This window comes from Streptomyces sp. NBC_00005 (assembly GCF_045160215.1).
Lineage (GTDB): Bacteria > Actinomycetota > Actinomycetes > Streptomycetales > Streptomycetaceae > Streptomyces.
Genome location: NZ_CP108316.1, coordinates 10,897,721 through 10,912,517, shown reverse-complemented (window position 1 = coordinate 10,912,517; position 14,797 = coordinate 10,897,721). Strand labels below are relative to the sequence as shown.

The window sequence follows — 14,797 nt, the reverse complement described above, 5'->3', positions numbered from 1 at the left end:
GCATGTTGATGCCAGTCAACCGCAGACACTTCATGACCACCGCTGCCGCCCTCGGTGGCGCGGTGCTGCTCGCCCCGCCCGGCACCGCCCAGGCGCTCACCTCGGCTACCACGTCCGGAGTCCCGGGCATTCCCGACTACCAGGCCACCAAGGCATCCCTCGACACCCACCCGGTGCCGCGCTGGTACAAGGACGCCAAGTTCGGCATCTTCGTCCACTGGGGCATCTACTCGGTGATCGGCGGCGCGACACCGAGAAGCGCCTCCGAGTGGTACCTGTGGTACCAGAGCACCAAGGACTCCGCCGAGTGGAAGTACCACCGCGACACCTACGGCGAGAACGTCACCTACGACGACCTCATCCCGCAGTTCAAGGCCGAGAAGTACGATCCTGACGCCTGGGTGAAGCTGTTCGAGCAGGCGGGCGCCGAGTACTTCGCGCTGACCAGCAAGCACCACGACGGATTCGCCCTCTACCCGAGCAAGGTGACGGACCGTCACTCCGTGGCGTACGGCCCGAAGCGTGACCTGGTCGGCGAGTTGATGACCGCGGCCCGCAAACGAGGCACCGTGCGGCCCGGGCTGTACTACTCGCTCGGCGAGTTCTTCAACCCGGCGATCGGCCGGCCGATGCGCAACTTCTACACCGACCAGGAAATCCCGATGACCGGCTACAAGCCGGTCCAGGACTACGTCGGCGACTACGAGCTCAAGCAGCTGTACGAGATCATCGACCGCTACGACCCGGAGCTGCTCTGGGCCGACGGCCAGTGGTTCCGGCCCGCCGACAACCCGCCGTGGCGCAGCGAAGAACCCATGGCCCACTACTACAACCAGGCCAAGAACCGTACGCGCCCCAAGGGTGTCGTGATCAACGACCGGTTCGACACCCACTTCGACTTCGCGACGTACGAGCAGCGCACCAATCCCACGATGGATCCCCAGAAGTGGGAGTGCTGCATGACCATCGGCTACTCCTGGGGCTACAACAAGCACGAGCCGGACGAGGACTACAAGACCTCCGAGTTCCTGATCCAGTTGCTCGCCGACGTGGTCAGCAAGAACGGCAACCTGCTGCTCAACATCGGCCCCAAGCCGGACGGCACGATCCCCGAGATCATGCAGGAGCGGCTGATGGACATCGGCGCCTGGCTGAAGGTCAACGGCCCCGCGATCTACGGGTCGACGCCCTGGGTGCGGGCAGAAGAGGGGGGCAGCCCGCTCGGCATCCGCTACACCGTCTCCCCGGGCAAGTTCAACATCATCGTGCTGGGCAAGCCCAGCGGCACCCTTTCGGTGCCGGGCGACATCCCCATCAGCGCCACGTCCCGGATCCGGCTGCTCGGCACGAGCGGCAGTCTGAGGTGGACCCGCGGTGACGGAAAGATCAACATCACCGTCCCGTCCTCCCTGCCCAGCGACATCGCCAATGTCTTCACCGTCGACTGGGCCCGGTGAGCGGCATGGGAATCAGCAACGGCACCCAGTTCGACACCCTGGGCCCCACCCTCACCGTCACCACGCAGCCGGCGGAGCCGGCCGGCGGTGACACGGTCACCGCCACCGCGGTCCTCACCAACGACTGCCCCTTCCCCCTCCTCAACGCCGTGCTCCACCTGATCAACCCCGGCGCCACCACGGCGGCGAAGACCATCCCGCTCGGCGACCTGGGGCGCGGCGCGAAGACAACCCGGCGCTGGGAGACGGCGATGCCGGCCGACGTGGCCGGGGACGTGTCGTTCACCGCGCACCTGGTCTTCGACGTCGACGAAGACAGCAGCGACTGCGCGCGGTCCGTGAAGACGTTCACGGTGCCCTACGAGCCCAATGAGGTGCGGGACCCGTACCGGACGTTCGCCACCACCAACGACGCCAAGTTCGGCCAGTACGGCAGCCAGTTGGTGATCTGGGCGGGCGGCCGCGACTTCTCCGGCGGCACCGACGAGAAGGGCGGCATCCTCCTTCCCGGCTCCGCCGCCGAGTCGAGCGTGGTGCAGGTCGAGACGGTCAGCCTCACCGGCAGCGACAACCCCACCGCCAAGTACGGGATCGCCGTCGCGAACGACCTCACCGCCCCGGAGAAGGGCGGCTACGCCGTACTCACCATGTCGAAGTCGTACGGCGTGGAATTCATGACCGACAGCGACGGCAACGGACACCTCGACACCTGGGCAGGCGGCGGCGTTTCCACCCATCCCGCCTTGCTGCGCCTGGTCCGCTCCGGCACCACCTACACCGCGTACACCAGTATCAACAACGGCCTCTCCTGGAACGAGATCGCGAGCGCGACCGTGCCCTCCGCGAGCGGCGCCCTGGACGCGGGCGTGGTGGCGAGCGCCGTGAACCTCAACTACCCCGGCACGACGGTCCAGGCCGTGTTCGACCACTTCACCGTGGAGAACTCGTGACCGCCTACCGTCCCGAGGAGGACTTCCTCTCGCCGCCCGTCTCACTCACCGTCGCCCCGTCCGCACCCGAGGCCGGCAAGACCGTGACCCTGACGGCCACCCTCACCAACTCCACCAGGATCGCGTTGCGCGGCACCGTGCTCTATCTCGCCGTGGACGACTCCGCCGAACAGGACGGCCTGGGCGACCTCGCGCCCGGACGGTCGGTGACCCGCACCTGGCGGACCCGGCTCGCCGACGACGCGGAGGGCCGGGTCGTGTTCACCGCGCACGCCCTCTTCGACGTGCACCGCCACGGCTCCGACTGCACCCGCGCCACCATCCCCGTCCTGCTGCCGTACCGCTCGCTGCCCAAGGCGTTCGACAACGCGGGGATCTCCACCGAGGACGTCCTCACCGTCGCGAACATCGACGGCTCGAACTCCAGCCTGTCCGCCGAGGCGCTGGCGTCGGTGGGGCTGACTCCGGGGGCCACGGTCACCTACGACGGGGTGCCCTTCACCTGGCCGGACACCCGGCCCGGGAGCAAGGACAACGTCATCTCCTACGGCCAGACCGTGCTGCTGTCCGGCTCCGGTTCCCGGTTGTCCTTCCTCGCCACCAGCACCTGGGGCGAGGGCAAGGGCGACGGCAAGGTCGTCTACGCCGACGGCACCGAGCAGGCGTTCTCGGTCGCCGTCCCCGACTGGTACGGCGCGAACTCCTCCGCCGCGGTGGTGCTGCCCTACCGCCACATCAGCTCCGGCCGGGACGACAACCCCGTCAGCCTGTTCACGTTCGGCGTCGATCTTGCGGCCGGCAAGGAACTGCGCTTCGTGGTCCTGCCCAAGGTCAGCGACGGCATCCAGGCGGGCGCCCCGGCCCTGCACATCTTCGCCTTGACGATCACGCCGATCAACTGAGCTCTGCGGAAGGACGTTCATGCACGACAACCGAGACCACCTCGGCATCACAGGTGTCACCCGCAGACGGATCCTCACCGGCGCCGTCGTGCTCGGCGGCGCCGCGCTGCTGCCCCTCCCGCAGGGCGCGTACGCGGCCGACGGCGCCCTGTTCAACACCGCGCCCGCGGCGGCCGCTGTGAAGCGGCTGCTTCCCGACCACTACCAGCAGCTCACCCTGCGGGCCGTCAAGGACGACACCGACCGCTTCCGGGTCACCGGCCGGGCCGGACAGATCACTGTGGAGGGCACCAGCCCCGCCGTGCTGCTCGCAGGCCTCCACACCTACCTGCGGCGGACCGCGCACGCCTCCGTCTCCTGGACCGGCGAGCAGTTGAACCTGCCGCGCACCCTCCCCGCGCCCGCCGCGGAGATCACGGGAACGGCCAACGTGCCGCACCGCTTCGCCTTCAACGACACCAACGAGGGCTACACCGGCGCCTACCGCGACTGGGACGCCTGGCAGTACGAGCTGGACGTGCTGGCCGTACACGGAGTCAACCGGGTCCTGGTCTACATGGGCGGCGACGCCGTCTACTACGACACGTTCCGTCAGTTCGGCTACACCGACTCCGAGATGCGCGCCTGGATCCCGGCCCCCGCCCGCCAGCCCTGGTGGCTGCTGCAGAACATGTCGGGCTTCGGCGGGCCCATCTCCCGGCAGCTCATCGAAAAGCGTGCCGCGCTCGCCGAGAAGATCACCGACCGGATACGTGACCTGGGCATGACGCCGGTCCTGCCGGGCTACTACGGCAGCGTCCCGGACGACTTCCCCGCCAAGCACGGCGGGGACGCGGCGGTGGTGGCGCAGGGCACCTGGGGCGCCTTCAAACGCCCCGACTGGCTCGACCCGCGCACCACGGCCTTCGACGACGTGGCCGCCGCTTTCTACCGTGCCCAGAATGAACGATTCGGCGAGAGCACGATGTACAAGATGGACCTGCTGCACGAGGGCGGCAACGCCGGTGACGTGCCGGTGGGCGAGGCCGCCAAGGCCGTCGAGGTGGCCCTGCAGAAGGCCCACCCGGGGGCCGTCTGGGCGATCCTCGGCTGGCAGAACAACCCGGCCAAGGAACTCCTCGACGGCGTCGACAAGAGCCGGATGCTGATCGTGGACGGCCTCTCGGACCGCTACACCACCGTCACGGACCGGGAGAGCGACTGGGGCGGCACCCCGTACGCCTTCGGCAGCATCTGGAACTTCGGCGGCCACACCCCGATCGGCGCCAACGCCCCGGACTGGGTGGACCAGTACCCCAAGTGGCGTGACAAGAAGGGCAGTGCGCTCGCCGGTATCGCGGCGATGCCCGAGGGGGCCGACAACAACGCGCCCGCCCTCGCCCTCCTCACCGACCTGGCCTGGACGCCCGGCACCGTGGACCTGGACGACTGGTTCGCCGCGTACGCCCTCTCCCGCTACGGCGGCCCCGACCGGCATGCCGCCGCGGCCTGGCAGACGATCCGCGACACCGCGTACAACATGTCCCGCGCGGACTCCTGGAGCGAGGCACCCGACGGCCTGTTCGGCGCCCGTCCGAGCCTGACGGCGAACAAGGCCGCCGCCTGGGGGCCGGAGAAGGACCGCTACGACACCACGGCGTTCGACGCCGCACTCACCGAACTCCTCGCGGTACAAGCGGGGTTGAGGGACAGCTCGGCCTACCGCTACGACGTCGTCGACGTGGCCCGGCAGGTCCTGTCCAACCGCAGCCGGGTCCTGCTGCCGCAGATCAAGGCCGCACACGATGCCGGGGACAAGTCCCTGTTCGGCAAGCTGACCAAGACCTGGCTGAGCTGGATGGACCTCCTCGACGACCTGCTGGCGACCTCCGGCCCACATCTGCTCGGGCCGTGGCTCGCCGACGCGCGCTCCTGGGGCGCCGACCGGGCCGAGAAGGACCGCCTCGAGTACGACGTCCGCTCCCTCATCACCACCTGGGGCGGACGCGAAAGCAGCGAGGAGGGCCTGCACGACTACGCGAACCGGGAGTGGTCCGGACTGGTCGGCGGCCTGTACCGCACCCGCTGGCAGACGTACTTCAACGCGCTCACCACGGGAAAGGACCCGGCGACGATCGACTGGTTCGCCCTGGAGGACCGCTGGGCGCACGCACACGAGACGTACCCGACCGATCCCCACGGCTCCCCGTACGCCCTGGCCCGCAGCGTGCGCGACCTGCTCGCCACCACTCCCTACCAGGCGGCCCTCACGGCAGGTGTCGACCGGGGAGCGGTGGCCGAGGGCACGCCCGCGACGGTGACGGTCACCTTCACCAACAGGAACGGGTTCACGGCGGCACGCGGCGTGACCCTTTCCGTCACCGCCCCCGAGGGCATGGCGGTGAAGCCGCTCGATCCGGTGAGCAAGGCGTCGGTGGCGTCCGGCGAGACGTTCGCCGCTCGCTTCGAGGTCTCTCTGGCGGGTGCGCCTTCGGAACTGGTCGGCCAAGTCGTCGCGGCGGCGGCGTACGCGGGAGGCGGGAAGGCGGTGGCGCCGGTACGGCTGATGGCCGCGGCCGGGGTCGGCGACCCGTACCGCACGGTCTCCTACAACGACGCGGTGTTCGGCCAGGCCGGCGACGAGATCGCCATCGAGGGCGCGGGGGCCGACCTGTGGGCCGGCACCAACGAGTTCGGGGCGGTGTACCGGGCGGGCGGGTACAAGGACGGAACGGTGGCCCAGGTCACGGTCACGTCCCAGGACGCGTCCGGGGGCTGGGCACGGGCGGGCCTCATCGTCCGCAACGACCTGGGCACCCAGGGGACCGCGGGCTATGTGAACCTGGCGATCACACCGTCCAACGGCTGCGCGCTGAGCTGGGACGCGGACGGTGACGGCCGTTTCGACTCGATCGAACAGTCGGGCTCCTTCACCGCGCCGGTGCGGCTGCGGCTGACCAGGTCCGGCGCCTCGTACACCGGTGAGGCCAGCACGGACGGCGTCACCTGGACGACGGTGGGCACGGCCACACCGGGAGGCGCGGCTGCCGCACAGGACGTCGGGGTCTTCATGACCGCGGCCAACGGCTGGATGGACGGACGGGGCATCGCCACGTTCGACGGATTCACGGTGACCTGATCTCCGTGACCGCGGCGGCGGTCAGCCACACCCAGGCGGAAGCGCGGCACCGGGCTACGGCCCGGCAGCGGACGACACCGGCCCCGGCACGGTCGTCCACGGCTCGCCGCCTGGGACTGCGGCCGCCTGCACAGCACGACCACGCCTGTGACTGCCTTACTGGCCCTGACAAAGCCGCTGTACGTGCCTGTTGGTGATCAGGCACACGGCGAGGCCGAGGAAGGCTTCGTGGATGTCGTCCCGTCGTTCCCAGCGGACGCGTAGAGATTGGTGCCATGCGGCGTCAGGCTGAGGCGGATTCCCGAGTCACCGCATGGTCGAGCGAGGTGGGGCACGAGTCGATACCCGGGTGTGTGGCGAGATTGATCAGCATGTCGAGTCGGCGGCCCGCGTCCTGCAATTCGGCGACCTTCCCTTTGATACGGGAGCGCTCGTCGAGCAAGCGTTGCAGCAGCTCGGGGTCGACGTGGCGGGCGTCGATGGCGGGCAGGAGGACCGCGATCAGGCGGCTGCCGAGACCAGCTGTGTAGAGCTGCTGGATGATCCCCACACGGTCCACGGCCGACTCTGAGTAGACGCGCTGACCGCTGGTCGTGCGCTGGGGCTGCAGCAGGCCCTGTTCCTCGTAGTAGCGCAGGGCGCGCGTGCTGACCCCGGCCTTGTTGGCCAGTTCGCCGATACGCATCGTGACTCCTCCTCCCCGCAATGTCGCCCGCCACGGCTTGCCCCTGACGTCAACGTCAAGTTTTAGCGTAGGCGGTGCGTGGCGGAAACGAATCTTCCTCCGCCCGCTGAAAGGAATGATCATGGATATTGCCGGTTCCACCGCACTCGTGACCGGAGCCAACCGCGGGATCGGTCGGCGCTTCGTCGACGAGCTGCTGGCTCGGGGAGCCAAGAAGGTCTATGCCACTGCTCGCCGCCCGGAGCTGATCGATACGTCCGACTCGCGGGTCACGCCGCTGTACCTGGACTTGCTGGACGAGAAATCGATCGCCGCTGCAGCTGCGGCAGCGCGGGACGTTGCGGTACTGGTCAACAACGCCGGCATCGCTACCGGGGCGCAGCTCCTGACCGATGACTTGGACAAGATCCGGCAGGATCTGGAAACTCACCTCTTCGGTACGCTCCGGGTCATTCGTGCTTTCGCTCCACACCTTGGTTCCAACGGCGAAGGAGCGATCGTGAACATTCTGTCCGTGCTGTCGTGGGTGGCCACCCCCCAAGGATCGGGGTCCTACTCCGTGGCCAAGGCCGCGGAGTGGAACATGACCAACAGCGTGCGCGTTGAACTCGCCGATCAGAAGATCCTCGTCCAGGGCGTGCATCTGGGGGCCGCGGATACCGACATGATGGCGGGACGCGATGCCCCCAAGATCGACCCGGCCGATGTCGCACGAGCCAGCCTCGACGGCGTGCAGGCCGGGGCCATCGAGGTGCTGGTCGACGACCCCAGCCGCTTCGTCAAGGCCGCCCTCTCCGGCGACCTTGCGCAGCTTTACAGCGTGCCGTCCGGGAACTGACCCGTCCCGGTGCACCCAGATCGCGGCGCCGGTTCTCGCCCAGTACTGAGCGGGGCTCGGTGCTGGCATGCGGCGACTTCGGAGCAACTGGCGCCGCGAACATCACGACACCGGCTGACTGAGCGGGGCCAGCAAGCCGTTGCATGCGGCACCGTTCATTACCGCGTCAGCTTCGACCAGCCGCCGGAGCCGCTTGACACGTTCCCTCGGCAGCTCACGATCGAGGACTTCGTGGAACCAACCTCATGAGACACGACAGTTAATTAGATCCCGCTGAAATTGCGGCATGCGGCCTGAGCTACTGCTGGTCGGTTACACCTCGGCGTTGCAGGAGCGAGTCGATGGGCACCTGCGGGTCGGCGAGTTTTCGGGTGTCAACCTGTTGGCCGGAGCGGACGAGGGCCTGGATCGGTTCGGTGACGTCCCAGATGTTGACGTTCATGCCTGCCAGCACCCGGCCGCGTGCCAGCCAGAACGCGATGAACTCGCGTGCGCCGACATCGCCGCGGAAGACGACCTGGTCGTATCCGCCGGGCTCGGCGTATCCGGCGTACTCCATGCCCAGGTCGTACTGGTCGGAGAAGAAGTACGGCACCCGGTCGTAGGCCGCTTCCCGGCCGAGCATCGCCTTGGCGGCGGTCTGTGGCTGGTGCAGCGCGTTGGCCCAGTGCTCCACGCGGATGCGCCGGTCCAGCAGGGGATGGAAGGCGTTGGCGACATCCCCCGCGGCGTAGACGCCGGGTGCGGAGGTGCCCAGCCGCTCGTCGGTGAGAATGCCGTTGTCGACCTGAAGACCCGCGGCCTGGGCGAGCCCGGTGTTGGGGACGATGCCGATGCCGACGATGACCGCGTCCGCATCGATGCGGGTACCGTCGGACAGCCGCACGCCGTCGACGGTACCCGCGCTGCCGGTGAGTTCGGCGACCTGCACGCCGAAACGCAGATCCACCCCGTGGTCACGGTGCAGGTCCGCGAAGACCTGGGCGACCTCGCGGCCAAAGACACCCAGCAACGGCAGCTCAGCCCTCTCCAGCACGGTGACCTCCACACCGGCGGCGCGGGTCGCGGCAGCGGTCTCCAGGCCGATCCAGCCGGCCCCGACGACCGCCACCCGTGAGGCGGAGGAGAAGGCGTCCTTGATCCGGTCGCTGTCCTCGACCGTGCGCAGATACAGCACCCCGTCCAGGTCCGCGCCCGGCACCGGCAGACGGCGCGGCGAGGAGCCCGTGGCCAGCAACAGCTCGGCGTACCCGAGGCGGCTGCCGTCCGCGAGCGTCACCTCGTGCAGGGCCGGGTCGAGCGCGGTGACCGCCGTCCCCAGGCGCAGGTCGATGTCGTGCTCGGCGTACCACTGGGGCGGGTGGACGTAGATCTGCTCCCGGGCGTCCTTGCCCATCAGGTAGCCCTTCGACAGCGGCGGTCGCTCGTAGGGCCGCTCGCTCTCTTTCCCGATAAGGATCAGCGTGCCGTCGAAGCCCTCCTCGCGCAGCGCCTGCGCGGCCTTGGCCCCGGCCAGACTGGCTCCGACGATCACATACGCGCTGTTGTCAGTCATGATCAGCCCCGGTCTGAGGCGGACGCGCTGTGCTGAGAGTGTCGGAGAGCTGTTCGGCGAGCCTCTCCCAGCTGGCCTCGAACTTCTCCACGCCCTCGTCCTCAAGGGCCTGTACGACGTCGTCGTAGTCCACACCGACCGCCCGCAGCCCGTCGAGTACCCGCTGCGCGTCGCTGTAGCCGGAACGCACCGAGTCGGCCGGCACCTGCCCATGGTCCGCGACCGCGCGCAAGGTGGCCTCGGGCATGGTGTTCACCACGCCCGGGGCAACCAGGTCGACGACATAGCGCGTGTCGGGGTAGGCAGGGTCCTTGGCGGAAGTCGAGGCCCACAGCGGTCGCTGCGGTCGCGCGCCGACGCCCTGCAGTGCCTTCCACCGCGAAGAGGAGAACACCCGCTCGTAGTGCTGGTAGGCCAGGCGTGCATTGGCGATCGCCGCACGCCCGCGCAGATCGGCCGCCCGCGCGCTGCCGGCCTTGTCCAGCCGCGCGTCGACCTCGGAATCGACGCGGGAGACGAAGAACGAGGCCACCGATCCGATCGCAGACAGCTCCCGGCCCGCGGCGCGGGCTCCTTCCATCCCGTCGAGGAAGGCGTCCATGACCTGGTCGTACCGCGACAGGGAAAAGATCAGCGTGACGTTGACGCTGATCCCTTCGGCCAGGCACGCGACGATCGCCCCCAGGCCCTGCCGGGCGGCCGGAATCTTGATGAACAGGTTGGGCCGGTCGACCAGCCACCACAGCGCCCGCGCTTCCGCGAGCGTCGCCGCCGTGTCGTGCGCGAGCCTTGGGTCCACTTCGATCGAGACCCGCCCGTCGACGCCGTCCGTCGCGTCGTAGATCGGGCGCAGCACGTCGCACGCCCACCGCACGTCGAACGTGGTCAGCGCCCGCAGCGCCTCACCAGCCTCCACTGCACGCACAGCCAGGTCGCCGATCTGCCCGTCGTACGCTTCACCGTGTGTGATCGCCTTGGCGAAGATCGTCGGATTGGTGGTCACGCCCACCACATGGTCATGTTCGGCCAGTCTCGCCAGGCTCCCTGACACCAGCCTTTCCCGGCTCAGGTCATCGAGCCAGATCGAGACTCCCGCTTCGCTCAGTGCGGACAACGCATTCATGGCAGTGCCTCTCCTCTCCGCCGTGCGGCCGAGGCTGCGCATGCGATGGGTGCTCGGATCGGCGCTGGGGCTAGGCCCGCACCGCGCCGGTCACAGGGCCTGCCGTCCTCATCGAGACCCCTGCCTTCCTCCAGGCTGGACTGGGGCGAGCCCGTCCGCCACCGGTGGCCAGGGACCCATCGCAGACCGCGGCGCGGCTGCCGTGGCCCGGCCGGACGCCGACCAAGTTCAGCTCCGGAGCAGGCCGGCGAGGACTTCGGCTTCGCTAATCTCGGGCTGCTTGGTCGCGGTGAGCAGCGTCAGTGTCCGGTGCTTCGCCAATTCGCGCAGATGCGCAAGCGCCTCCGCACGCTCCGGATCCTCCAGTTCGCTGCGGTAGCGGCGCCCGAACTCCTCGAAGCGGTCCGGATCGTGGTGGTACCACTTGCGCAACTGCGTGGACGGGGCGACCTGCTTGCACCACTCGTCCAGGCCGGCCTTGGCCTTGGTCAGACCTCGCGGCCAGATCCGGTCGACGAGCACCCTCGTGCCGTCTCCCCGTTCAGGTTCCTCGTATGCCCTGCGCACCTGCACCTTGTGCTCCGGTGTCATCAGCGGCTCCTCACGGTCACTCCACACTTGAGTTCTGCCTACTGGTCACCCCACCCCCGCTCCCCGCTCCCACCTCACAGCAAGTCCGGGACGTCCACCAGGGAACAGCGCACCAGCCAGCCATGTTCAGGATTCGCGACCGGCATCCGGCATGAAGGAACGTCCGCGTTTCCCAGCCTGCTCCCGCCTGTCCCAAGCCACCAGTGCCCGGATCCTGCCTGCCCGCTCCCGGACGCCAGAAAGCCACACGGGACCACTGGCCCTTGCGTGGCCAGGCACGTTTCCAGCGGGCAGGACACGGTCCGGGGAGCGTGTAAACGGGACCGGGAACCGCACAAAGAAGCCCTCGTATCGCGGTCGAACGCGGAAGGGTCCTCATGGCCTACCCACATGAAGCGGCGTCCTCCGGCCAGCACCCTGCGCAGCTTCCACCGGATTCGAAGCCGACCGGTAGCGGACCGGAGGCGCGCGGCCCCCGGCTGGCCTCGGTCGTGGTGTTCGTCCACGACCACGACGCATCGGCGGACTTCTACGGGGAGCTGCTGAAATGGAGGTCACCGTACGTACCGCCACGGCCGCGCTGCTCGTGAGCCACAACGGCCTCCAGGTATACCTACGCGCTGTAGGCCCGAAAGCCCAGCACTCGGTGGGCCATGTCGGCGCGCAGTACGTGATCTGGACGGCGGACAGCCGTGACGACTTCGTGCGGTGCGAGCGCGTGCTCAGAGCCCGCTCCGACCGTGTCGACACCAGGGAAGCTGAGGGCTTCACTCTCATCGAGGGCCGGGATCCAAGCGGTCTGCCGGTGCTGGTGGCTTATCCGGGTCCGGATGAAGTGGCGCGGCTCGAGATCATCTCTCGTTACTACGTGTGATGCCGGACGAAGCGGAGTACTCACCTGCGGCCCCTCCATGCTCACACAACGCACGGTGTACGTCCGCCGCGTCTACGGCACACCGGCCCACACCCGATGGCACCAGAGTGCTGGTCGACCGCATCTGGCCCCCGAGCAGCAACAGCCCTGTCGCGCGCCGGAGCTGCCTGCCCGGACCGGTCAGGGTCCGGGCAGGCGCGCTGTGTGCGTCGACACCGGGTCAGACCAGCGGCCACAGCGCTGCGGTGAGGGCGAAGCCCGCGCATCCCATGACGGTCGTCAGGACCGTCCACGTGCGCAGTCCGGTCGCCACGTCGAGACCGGCGAGCTTGGTGAACATCCAGTACCCGGCGTCGTTGATGTGGGACAGCGCGAGGGCGCCCGCGCCCATCGCCAGGGCCACCAGCGACAGCTGCCCGGTGGAGAGTTCGGCGCGGTGCAGCAGCGGGGTGAGGATGCCGGCGGTGGTGATGAGGGCCACCGTCGCCGACCCCTGCGCGGCCCGCAGGGCGAGGGACGTGAGGAAGGCCAGCAGCAGCACCGGCAGGCCCGTGCGCTCCAGGACGTCGGCGATGGCGTCGCCGATGCCGCTGGCGACCAGGACCTTGCCGAAGACACCGCCCGCGCCCGCGACCAGGATCACCATCGCGACGGGCGGCAGTGCGGAGCCCATGACCTCGGCGATGTGGGCGCGGTTCCAGCCGCGGCGGGCGCCCAGGAACCAGCCGCACAGGGCGACGTCGATGAGCAGAGCCACCATGGGGGCGCCGAGGACGGTGAGCACGGCGCGCAGGGTGGAACCGTCGGCGAGGGTGTTCTGGCCGACGGTGGCGAGGAGGATCAGCAGGATGGGAGTGACGATCAGCGCCAGGACCATGGGGAAGGACGGCGGCCGGGCGTCGGTGTCCGAGGGGGTGGGCTTGGTCAGTACGGCGGTGGCGTGGCCGCCGTCCGAGGGGCCCGTGCCGGTCTGCGCGGGGGCCTGCGCGGTGCCGCCCGCGGTCTCCGGTTCGCCGTACACCTCGGCGTACACCGCCGGGTCCATCGGGTACGCGCGGCGGGTGAGGCGTCGGGAGACGAGGTAACCGAACAGGACGACGACGGCCGTGACGGGAATGCCCATCAGCAGCACCAGGCCCTGGCTGGCACCGATCGCCTGGGCGACGGCGACCGCGCCCGGGTGCGGCGGCAGGAAGGCGTGCACGGTGAGCATGGCGGCGCCCATCGGCAGCGCGTAGACCAGCAGCGGCTTGCGGGAGGCGCGGGCGACTCCGTACGCGATCGGCATCAGGATGATCAGGCCGACCTCGAAGAAGACGGGGATGCCCAGGACGAACCCGGCGACGGTCAGGGCCAGCGGGGTGCGCCGGGAGCCGAACTTCTCGATGAGGGAGTGGGCGAACGCGTGGGCGCCGCCGGAGAGTTCGATGATCCGGCCGATCATCGCGCCGAGCGCGATGATCGTGGCGATGTGGCCCAGGGTGGAGCCCATGCCGTCCTCGATGGTCTTCACCAGGTCGGCGGCGGGCACGCCCGCGGCGAGCGCCACGCCGATGCTGATGACCATGAGGGCGACGAAGGGCTGGACCTTGGCCTTGAGGATCAGCAGGAGCAGGGCCGCGACGCCGGCGACGGCGATGGTCAGCAGGGTGGTGTGGCTCATCGTCCCTCTCCTTCCGGCGACTTGGGAGACAGGACGGTGACGACGGAGGAGTCGTCGCGGGCGCCGAGCCCGGCGCGCTCACCGAGCAGGTAGAGCTGTTCGGCCGCGGCGGCCAGGGGCACCGGCACGTGGGCGCCCTTCGCGATGCCGGTGACGATGCCCATGTCCTTGACGAAGATGTCGAGCCGCGACTTGACCTCGGGCTCGGGTCCTTCGTCGTACGTCTGGACCATGCGCGGCCCGCGGTCGGCGAACATGAAGGAGCCGGCGGCGCCGTGCTTGAGGCTGTCCACGACGGTGCCCGGATCGAGCCCGAGGCCGCGGGCGAGCGCGATCGCCTCGGCGGCGGCCGCGATGTGCACGCCGGCCAGCAGCTGGTTGACGGCCTTCATCGCCTGGCCGTCGCCGGGGCGAGGACCGACGACGGTGAGTGTCGAGGCGAGCAGGTCGAGGACCGGCCGGGCCGTCTTCAGCGCCATGTCCTCGGCGCCGACGACGATCAGCAGATCACCGTCGCCGGCCCGTACCGGGCCGCCGCTGACCGGTGCGTCCACGGTCAGCACGCCGCGCTCGGCGAGCCGCGATGCGGTGGTGCGTGCCGCCTCGGGGCCGACCGTGCTGGTGAGGATCACGACCGCGCCGGGGCGGAGGGCCTCGGCGGCGCCGTTCTCGCCGAACAGCGCGCCCTCGACCTGCGTCTGGTCGCGTACGGCGAGCACGACGACGTCGGCGTCACGGGCGGCCTTGGCCGGTGAGGCGGCGTCGCGGGCGCCCTCGGCGGCCAGAGCGGAGCGCCGGTCGGCGGCGATGTCGTAGACGCAGACGGGGAGTTGGCCGTTCAGGCGGCGTGCCATGGGCAGTCCCATGGCGCCGAGGCCTATGACGGCCGTATGGGGACGGGAGTGCGGAGACATCTTTGTCCTCCTGGGGAGAAACGAGGAGAGGAGCGGAGCAGGTGGCCGCCAGGGGTGGGGAAGCCCCGGCAGCGGAGAGAGCGGGCCTGCGAGGGGATGGCGCAGGCCCGGTGGCTCGCGAGGGTGG

The 14,797-nt window shown here is 69.5% G+C and carries 12 protein-coding genes and 1 pseudogene; 6 read left to right on the top strand and 7 right to left on the bottom strand.

From position 1 onward, the window contains the following. Positions 1 to 2 precede the first annotated feature (2 nt). Genes OG303_RS49955 through OG303_RS49940 form a run of 4 tightly spaced genes read left to right on the top strand, consistent with a single transcriptional unit; the run spans position 3 to position 6,427 of the window. Positions 3 to 1,457, top strand: coding sequence for an alpha-L-fucosidase (locus tag OG303_RS49955; RefSeq protein WP_405876867.1), 1,455 nt, complete (start codon positions 3 to 5; stop codon positions 1,455 to 1,457). 5 nt (positions 1,458 to 1,462) lie between these two features. Continuing rightward, the gene (locus tag OG303_RS49950) at positions 1,463 to 2,407 is read left to right on the top strand and encodes a hypothetical protein (RefSeq protein ID WP_405876865.1); all 945 of its coding nucleotides are present in this window, start codon (positions 1,463 to 1,465) and stop codon (positions 2,405 to 2,407) included. Then, positions 2,404 to 3,309 (top strand): beta-glucosidase, encoded by a 906-nt coding sequence (locus OG303_RS49945; RefSeq protein ID WP_405876863.1) that lies wholly within the window; start codon positions 2,404 to 2,406, stop codon positions 3,307 to 3,309. Before OG303_RS49950 ends, OG303_RS49945 begins: the two co-directional genes overlap by 4 nt. A gap of 19 nt (positions 3,310 to 3,328) precedes the next feature. Then, on the top strand, positions 3,329 to 6,427 hold the full coding sequence (locus tag OG303_RS49940) for an alpha-N-acetylglucosaminidase TIM-barrel domain-containing protein (RefSeq protein ID WP_405876861.1): 3,099 nt from the start codon (positions 3,329 to 3,331) through the stop codon (positions 6,425 to 6,427). A gap of 156 nt (positions 6,428 to 6,583) precedes the next feature. Here the strand turns inward: OG303_RS49940 and OG303_RS49935 are convergent. Both OG303_RS49935 and OG303_RS49930 read right to left on the bottom strand, forming a co-directional pair. Next, positions 6,584 to 6,691 (bottom strand): annotated as a pseudogene (locus OG303_RS49935) (IS5/IS1182 family transposase); the annotation flags it as partial. Positions 6,692 to 6,710: 19 nt separating this feature from the next. Continuing rightward, the gene (locus tag OG303_RS49930; RefSeq protein ID WP_405876859.1) at positions 6,711 to 7,112 is read right to left on the bottom strand and encodes a MerR family transcriptional regulator; all 402 of its coding nucleotides are present in this window, start codon (positions 7,110 to 7,112) and stop codon (positions 6,711 to 6,713) included. Between the two features lie 121 nt (positions 7,113 to 7,233). On the opposite strand from OG303_RS49930, the gene OG303_RS49925 reads away from it, so the two are divergent. Continuing rightward, on the top strand, positions 7,234 to 7,950 hold the full coding sequence (locus OG303_RS49925) for an SDR family oxidoreductase (RefSeq protein WP_405876857.1): 717 nt from the start codon (positions 7,234 to 7,236) through the stop codon (positions 7,948 to 7,950). A 298-nt stretch (positions 7,951 to 8,248) separates the two neighbouring features. On the opposite strand, the gene OG303_RS49920 is transcribed toward OG303_RS49925, so the two are convergent. From OG303_RS49920 to OG303_RS49910, 3 genes are all read right to left on the bottom strand, one after another. Beyond that, the gene (locus OG303_RS49920) at positions 8,249 to 9,505 is read right to left on the bottom strand and encodes an NAD(P)/FAD-dependent oxidoreductase (protein WP_405876855.1); all 1,257 of its coding nucleotides are present in this window, start codon (positions 9,503 to 9,505) and stop codon (positions 8,249 to 8,251) included. Beyond that, on the bottom strand, positions 9,498 to 10,628 hold the full coding sequence (tal, locus tag OG303_RS49915) for a transaldolase (RefSeq protein ID WP_405876853.1): 1,131 nt from the start codon (positions 10,626 to 10,628) through the stop codon (positions 9,498 to 9,500). Before tal ends, OG303_RS49920 begins: the two co-directional genes overlap by 8 nt. Positions 10,629 to 10,856: 228 nt before the next feature. Further along, positions 10,857 to 11,219, bottom strand: coding sequence for a DUF488 domain-containing protein (locus tag OG303_RS49910; RefSeq protein ID WP_405876851.1), 363 nt, complete (start codon positions 11,217 to 11,219; stop codon positions 10,857 to 10,859). Positions 11,220 to 11,766: 547 nt separating this feature from the next. Between OG303_RS49910 and OG303_RS49905 the strand changes: the two genes are divergently transcribed. Next, complete coding sequence (locus OG303_RS49905; RefSeq protein ID WP_405876849.1) at positions 11,767 to 12,093, top strand: hypothetical protein; 327 nt, start codon at positions 11,767 to 11,769, stop codon at positions 12,091 to 12,093. 220 nt (positions 12,094 to 12,313) lie between these two features. Here the strand turns inward: OG303_RS49905 and OG303_RS49900 are convergent, their stop codons facing one another. Continuing rightward, positions 12,314 to 13,756 (bottom strand): SLC13 family permease, encoded by a 1,443-nt coding sequence (locus tag OG303_RS49900; RefSeq protein WP_405876847.1) that lies wholly within the window; start codon positions 13,754 to 13,756, stop codon positions 12,314 to 12,316. Continuing rightward, a complete protein-coding gene (locus OG303_RS49895; RefSeq protein ID WP_405876845.1) occupies positions 13,753 to 14,670 on the bottom strand; it encodes an NAD(P)-dependent oxidoreductase in 918 nt (305 codons plus the stop codon). The genes OG303_RS49900 and OG303_RS49895 overlap by 4 nt, the downstream gene beginning before the upstream one ends. Positions 14,671 to 14,797: the final 127 nt, after the last annotated feature.

Coding starts and splice junctions, on each gene's coding strand:
- OG303_RS49955 (WP_405876867.1), top strand. CDS start 3: ATGTTGATGCCAGTCAACCGCAGACACTTCATGACCACCGCTGCCGCC.
- OG303_RS49950 (WP_405876865.1), top strand. CDS start 1,463: ATGGGAATCAGCAACGGCACCCAGTTCGACACCCTGGGCCCCACCCTC.
- OG303_RS49940 (WP_405876861.1), top strand. CDS start 3,329: ATGCACGACAACCGAGACCACCTCGGCATCACAGGTGTCACCCGCAGA.
- OG303_RS49930 (WP_405876859.1), bottom strand. CDS start 7,112: ATGCGTATCGGCGAACTGGCCAACAAGGCCGGGGTCAGCACGCGCGCC.
- OG303_RS49925 (WP_405876857.1), top strand. CDS start 7,234: ATGGATATTGCCGGTTCCACCGCACTCGTGACCGGAGCCAACCGCGGG.
- OG303_RS49920 (WP_405876855.1), bottom strand. CDS start 9,505: ATGACTGACAACAGCGCGTATGTGATCGTCGGAGCCAGTCTGGCCGGG.
- tal (WP_405876853.1), bottom strand. CDS start 10,628: ATGAATGCGTTGTCCGCACTGAGCGAAGCGGGAGTCTCGATCTGGCTC.
- OG303_RS49910 (WP_405876851.1), bottom strand. CDS start 11,219: ATGACACCGGAGCACAAGGTGCAGGTGCGCAGGGCATACGAGGAACCT.
- OG303_RS49905 (WP_405876849.1), top strand. CDS start 11,767: ATGGAGGTCACCGTACGTACCGCCACGGCCGCGCTGCTCGTGAGCCAC.
- OG303_RS49900 (WP_405876847.1), bottom strand. CDS start 13,756: ATGAGCCACACCACCCTGCTGACCATCGCCGTCGCCGGCGTCGCGGCC.
- OG303_RS49895 (WP_405876845.1), bottom strand. CDS start 14,670: ATGTCTCCGCACTCCCGTCCCCATACGGCCGTCATAGGCCTCGGCGCC.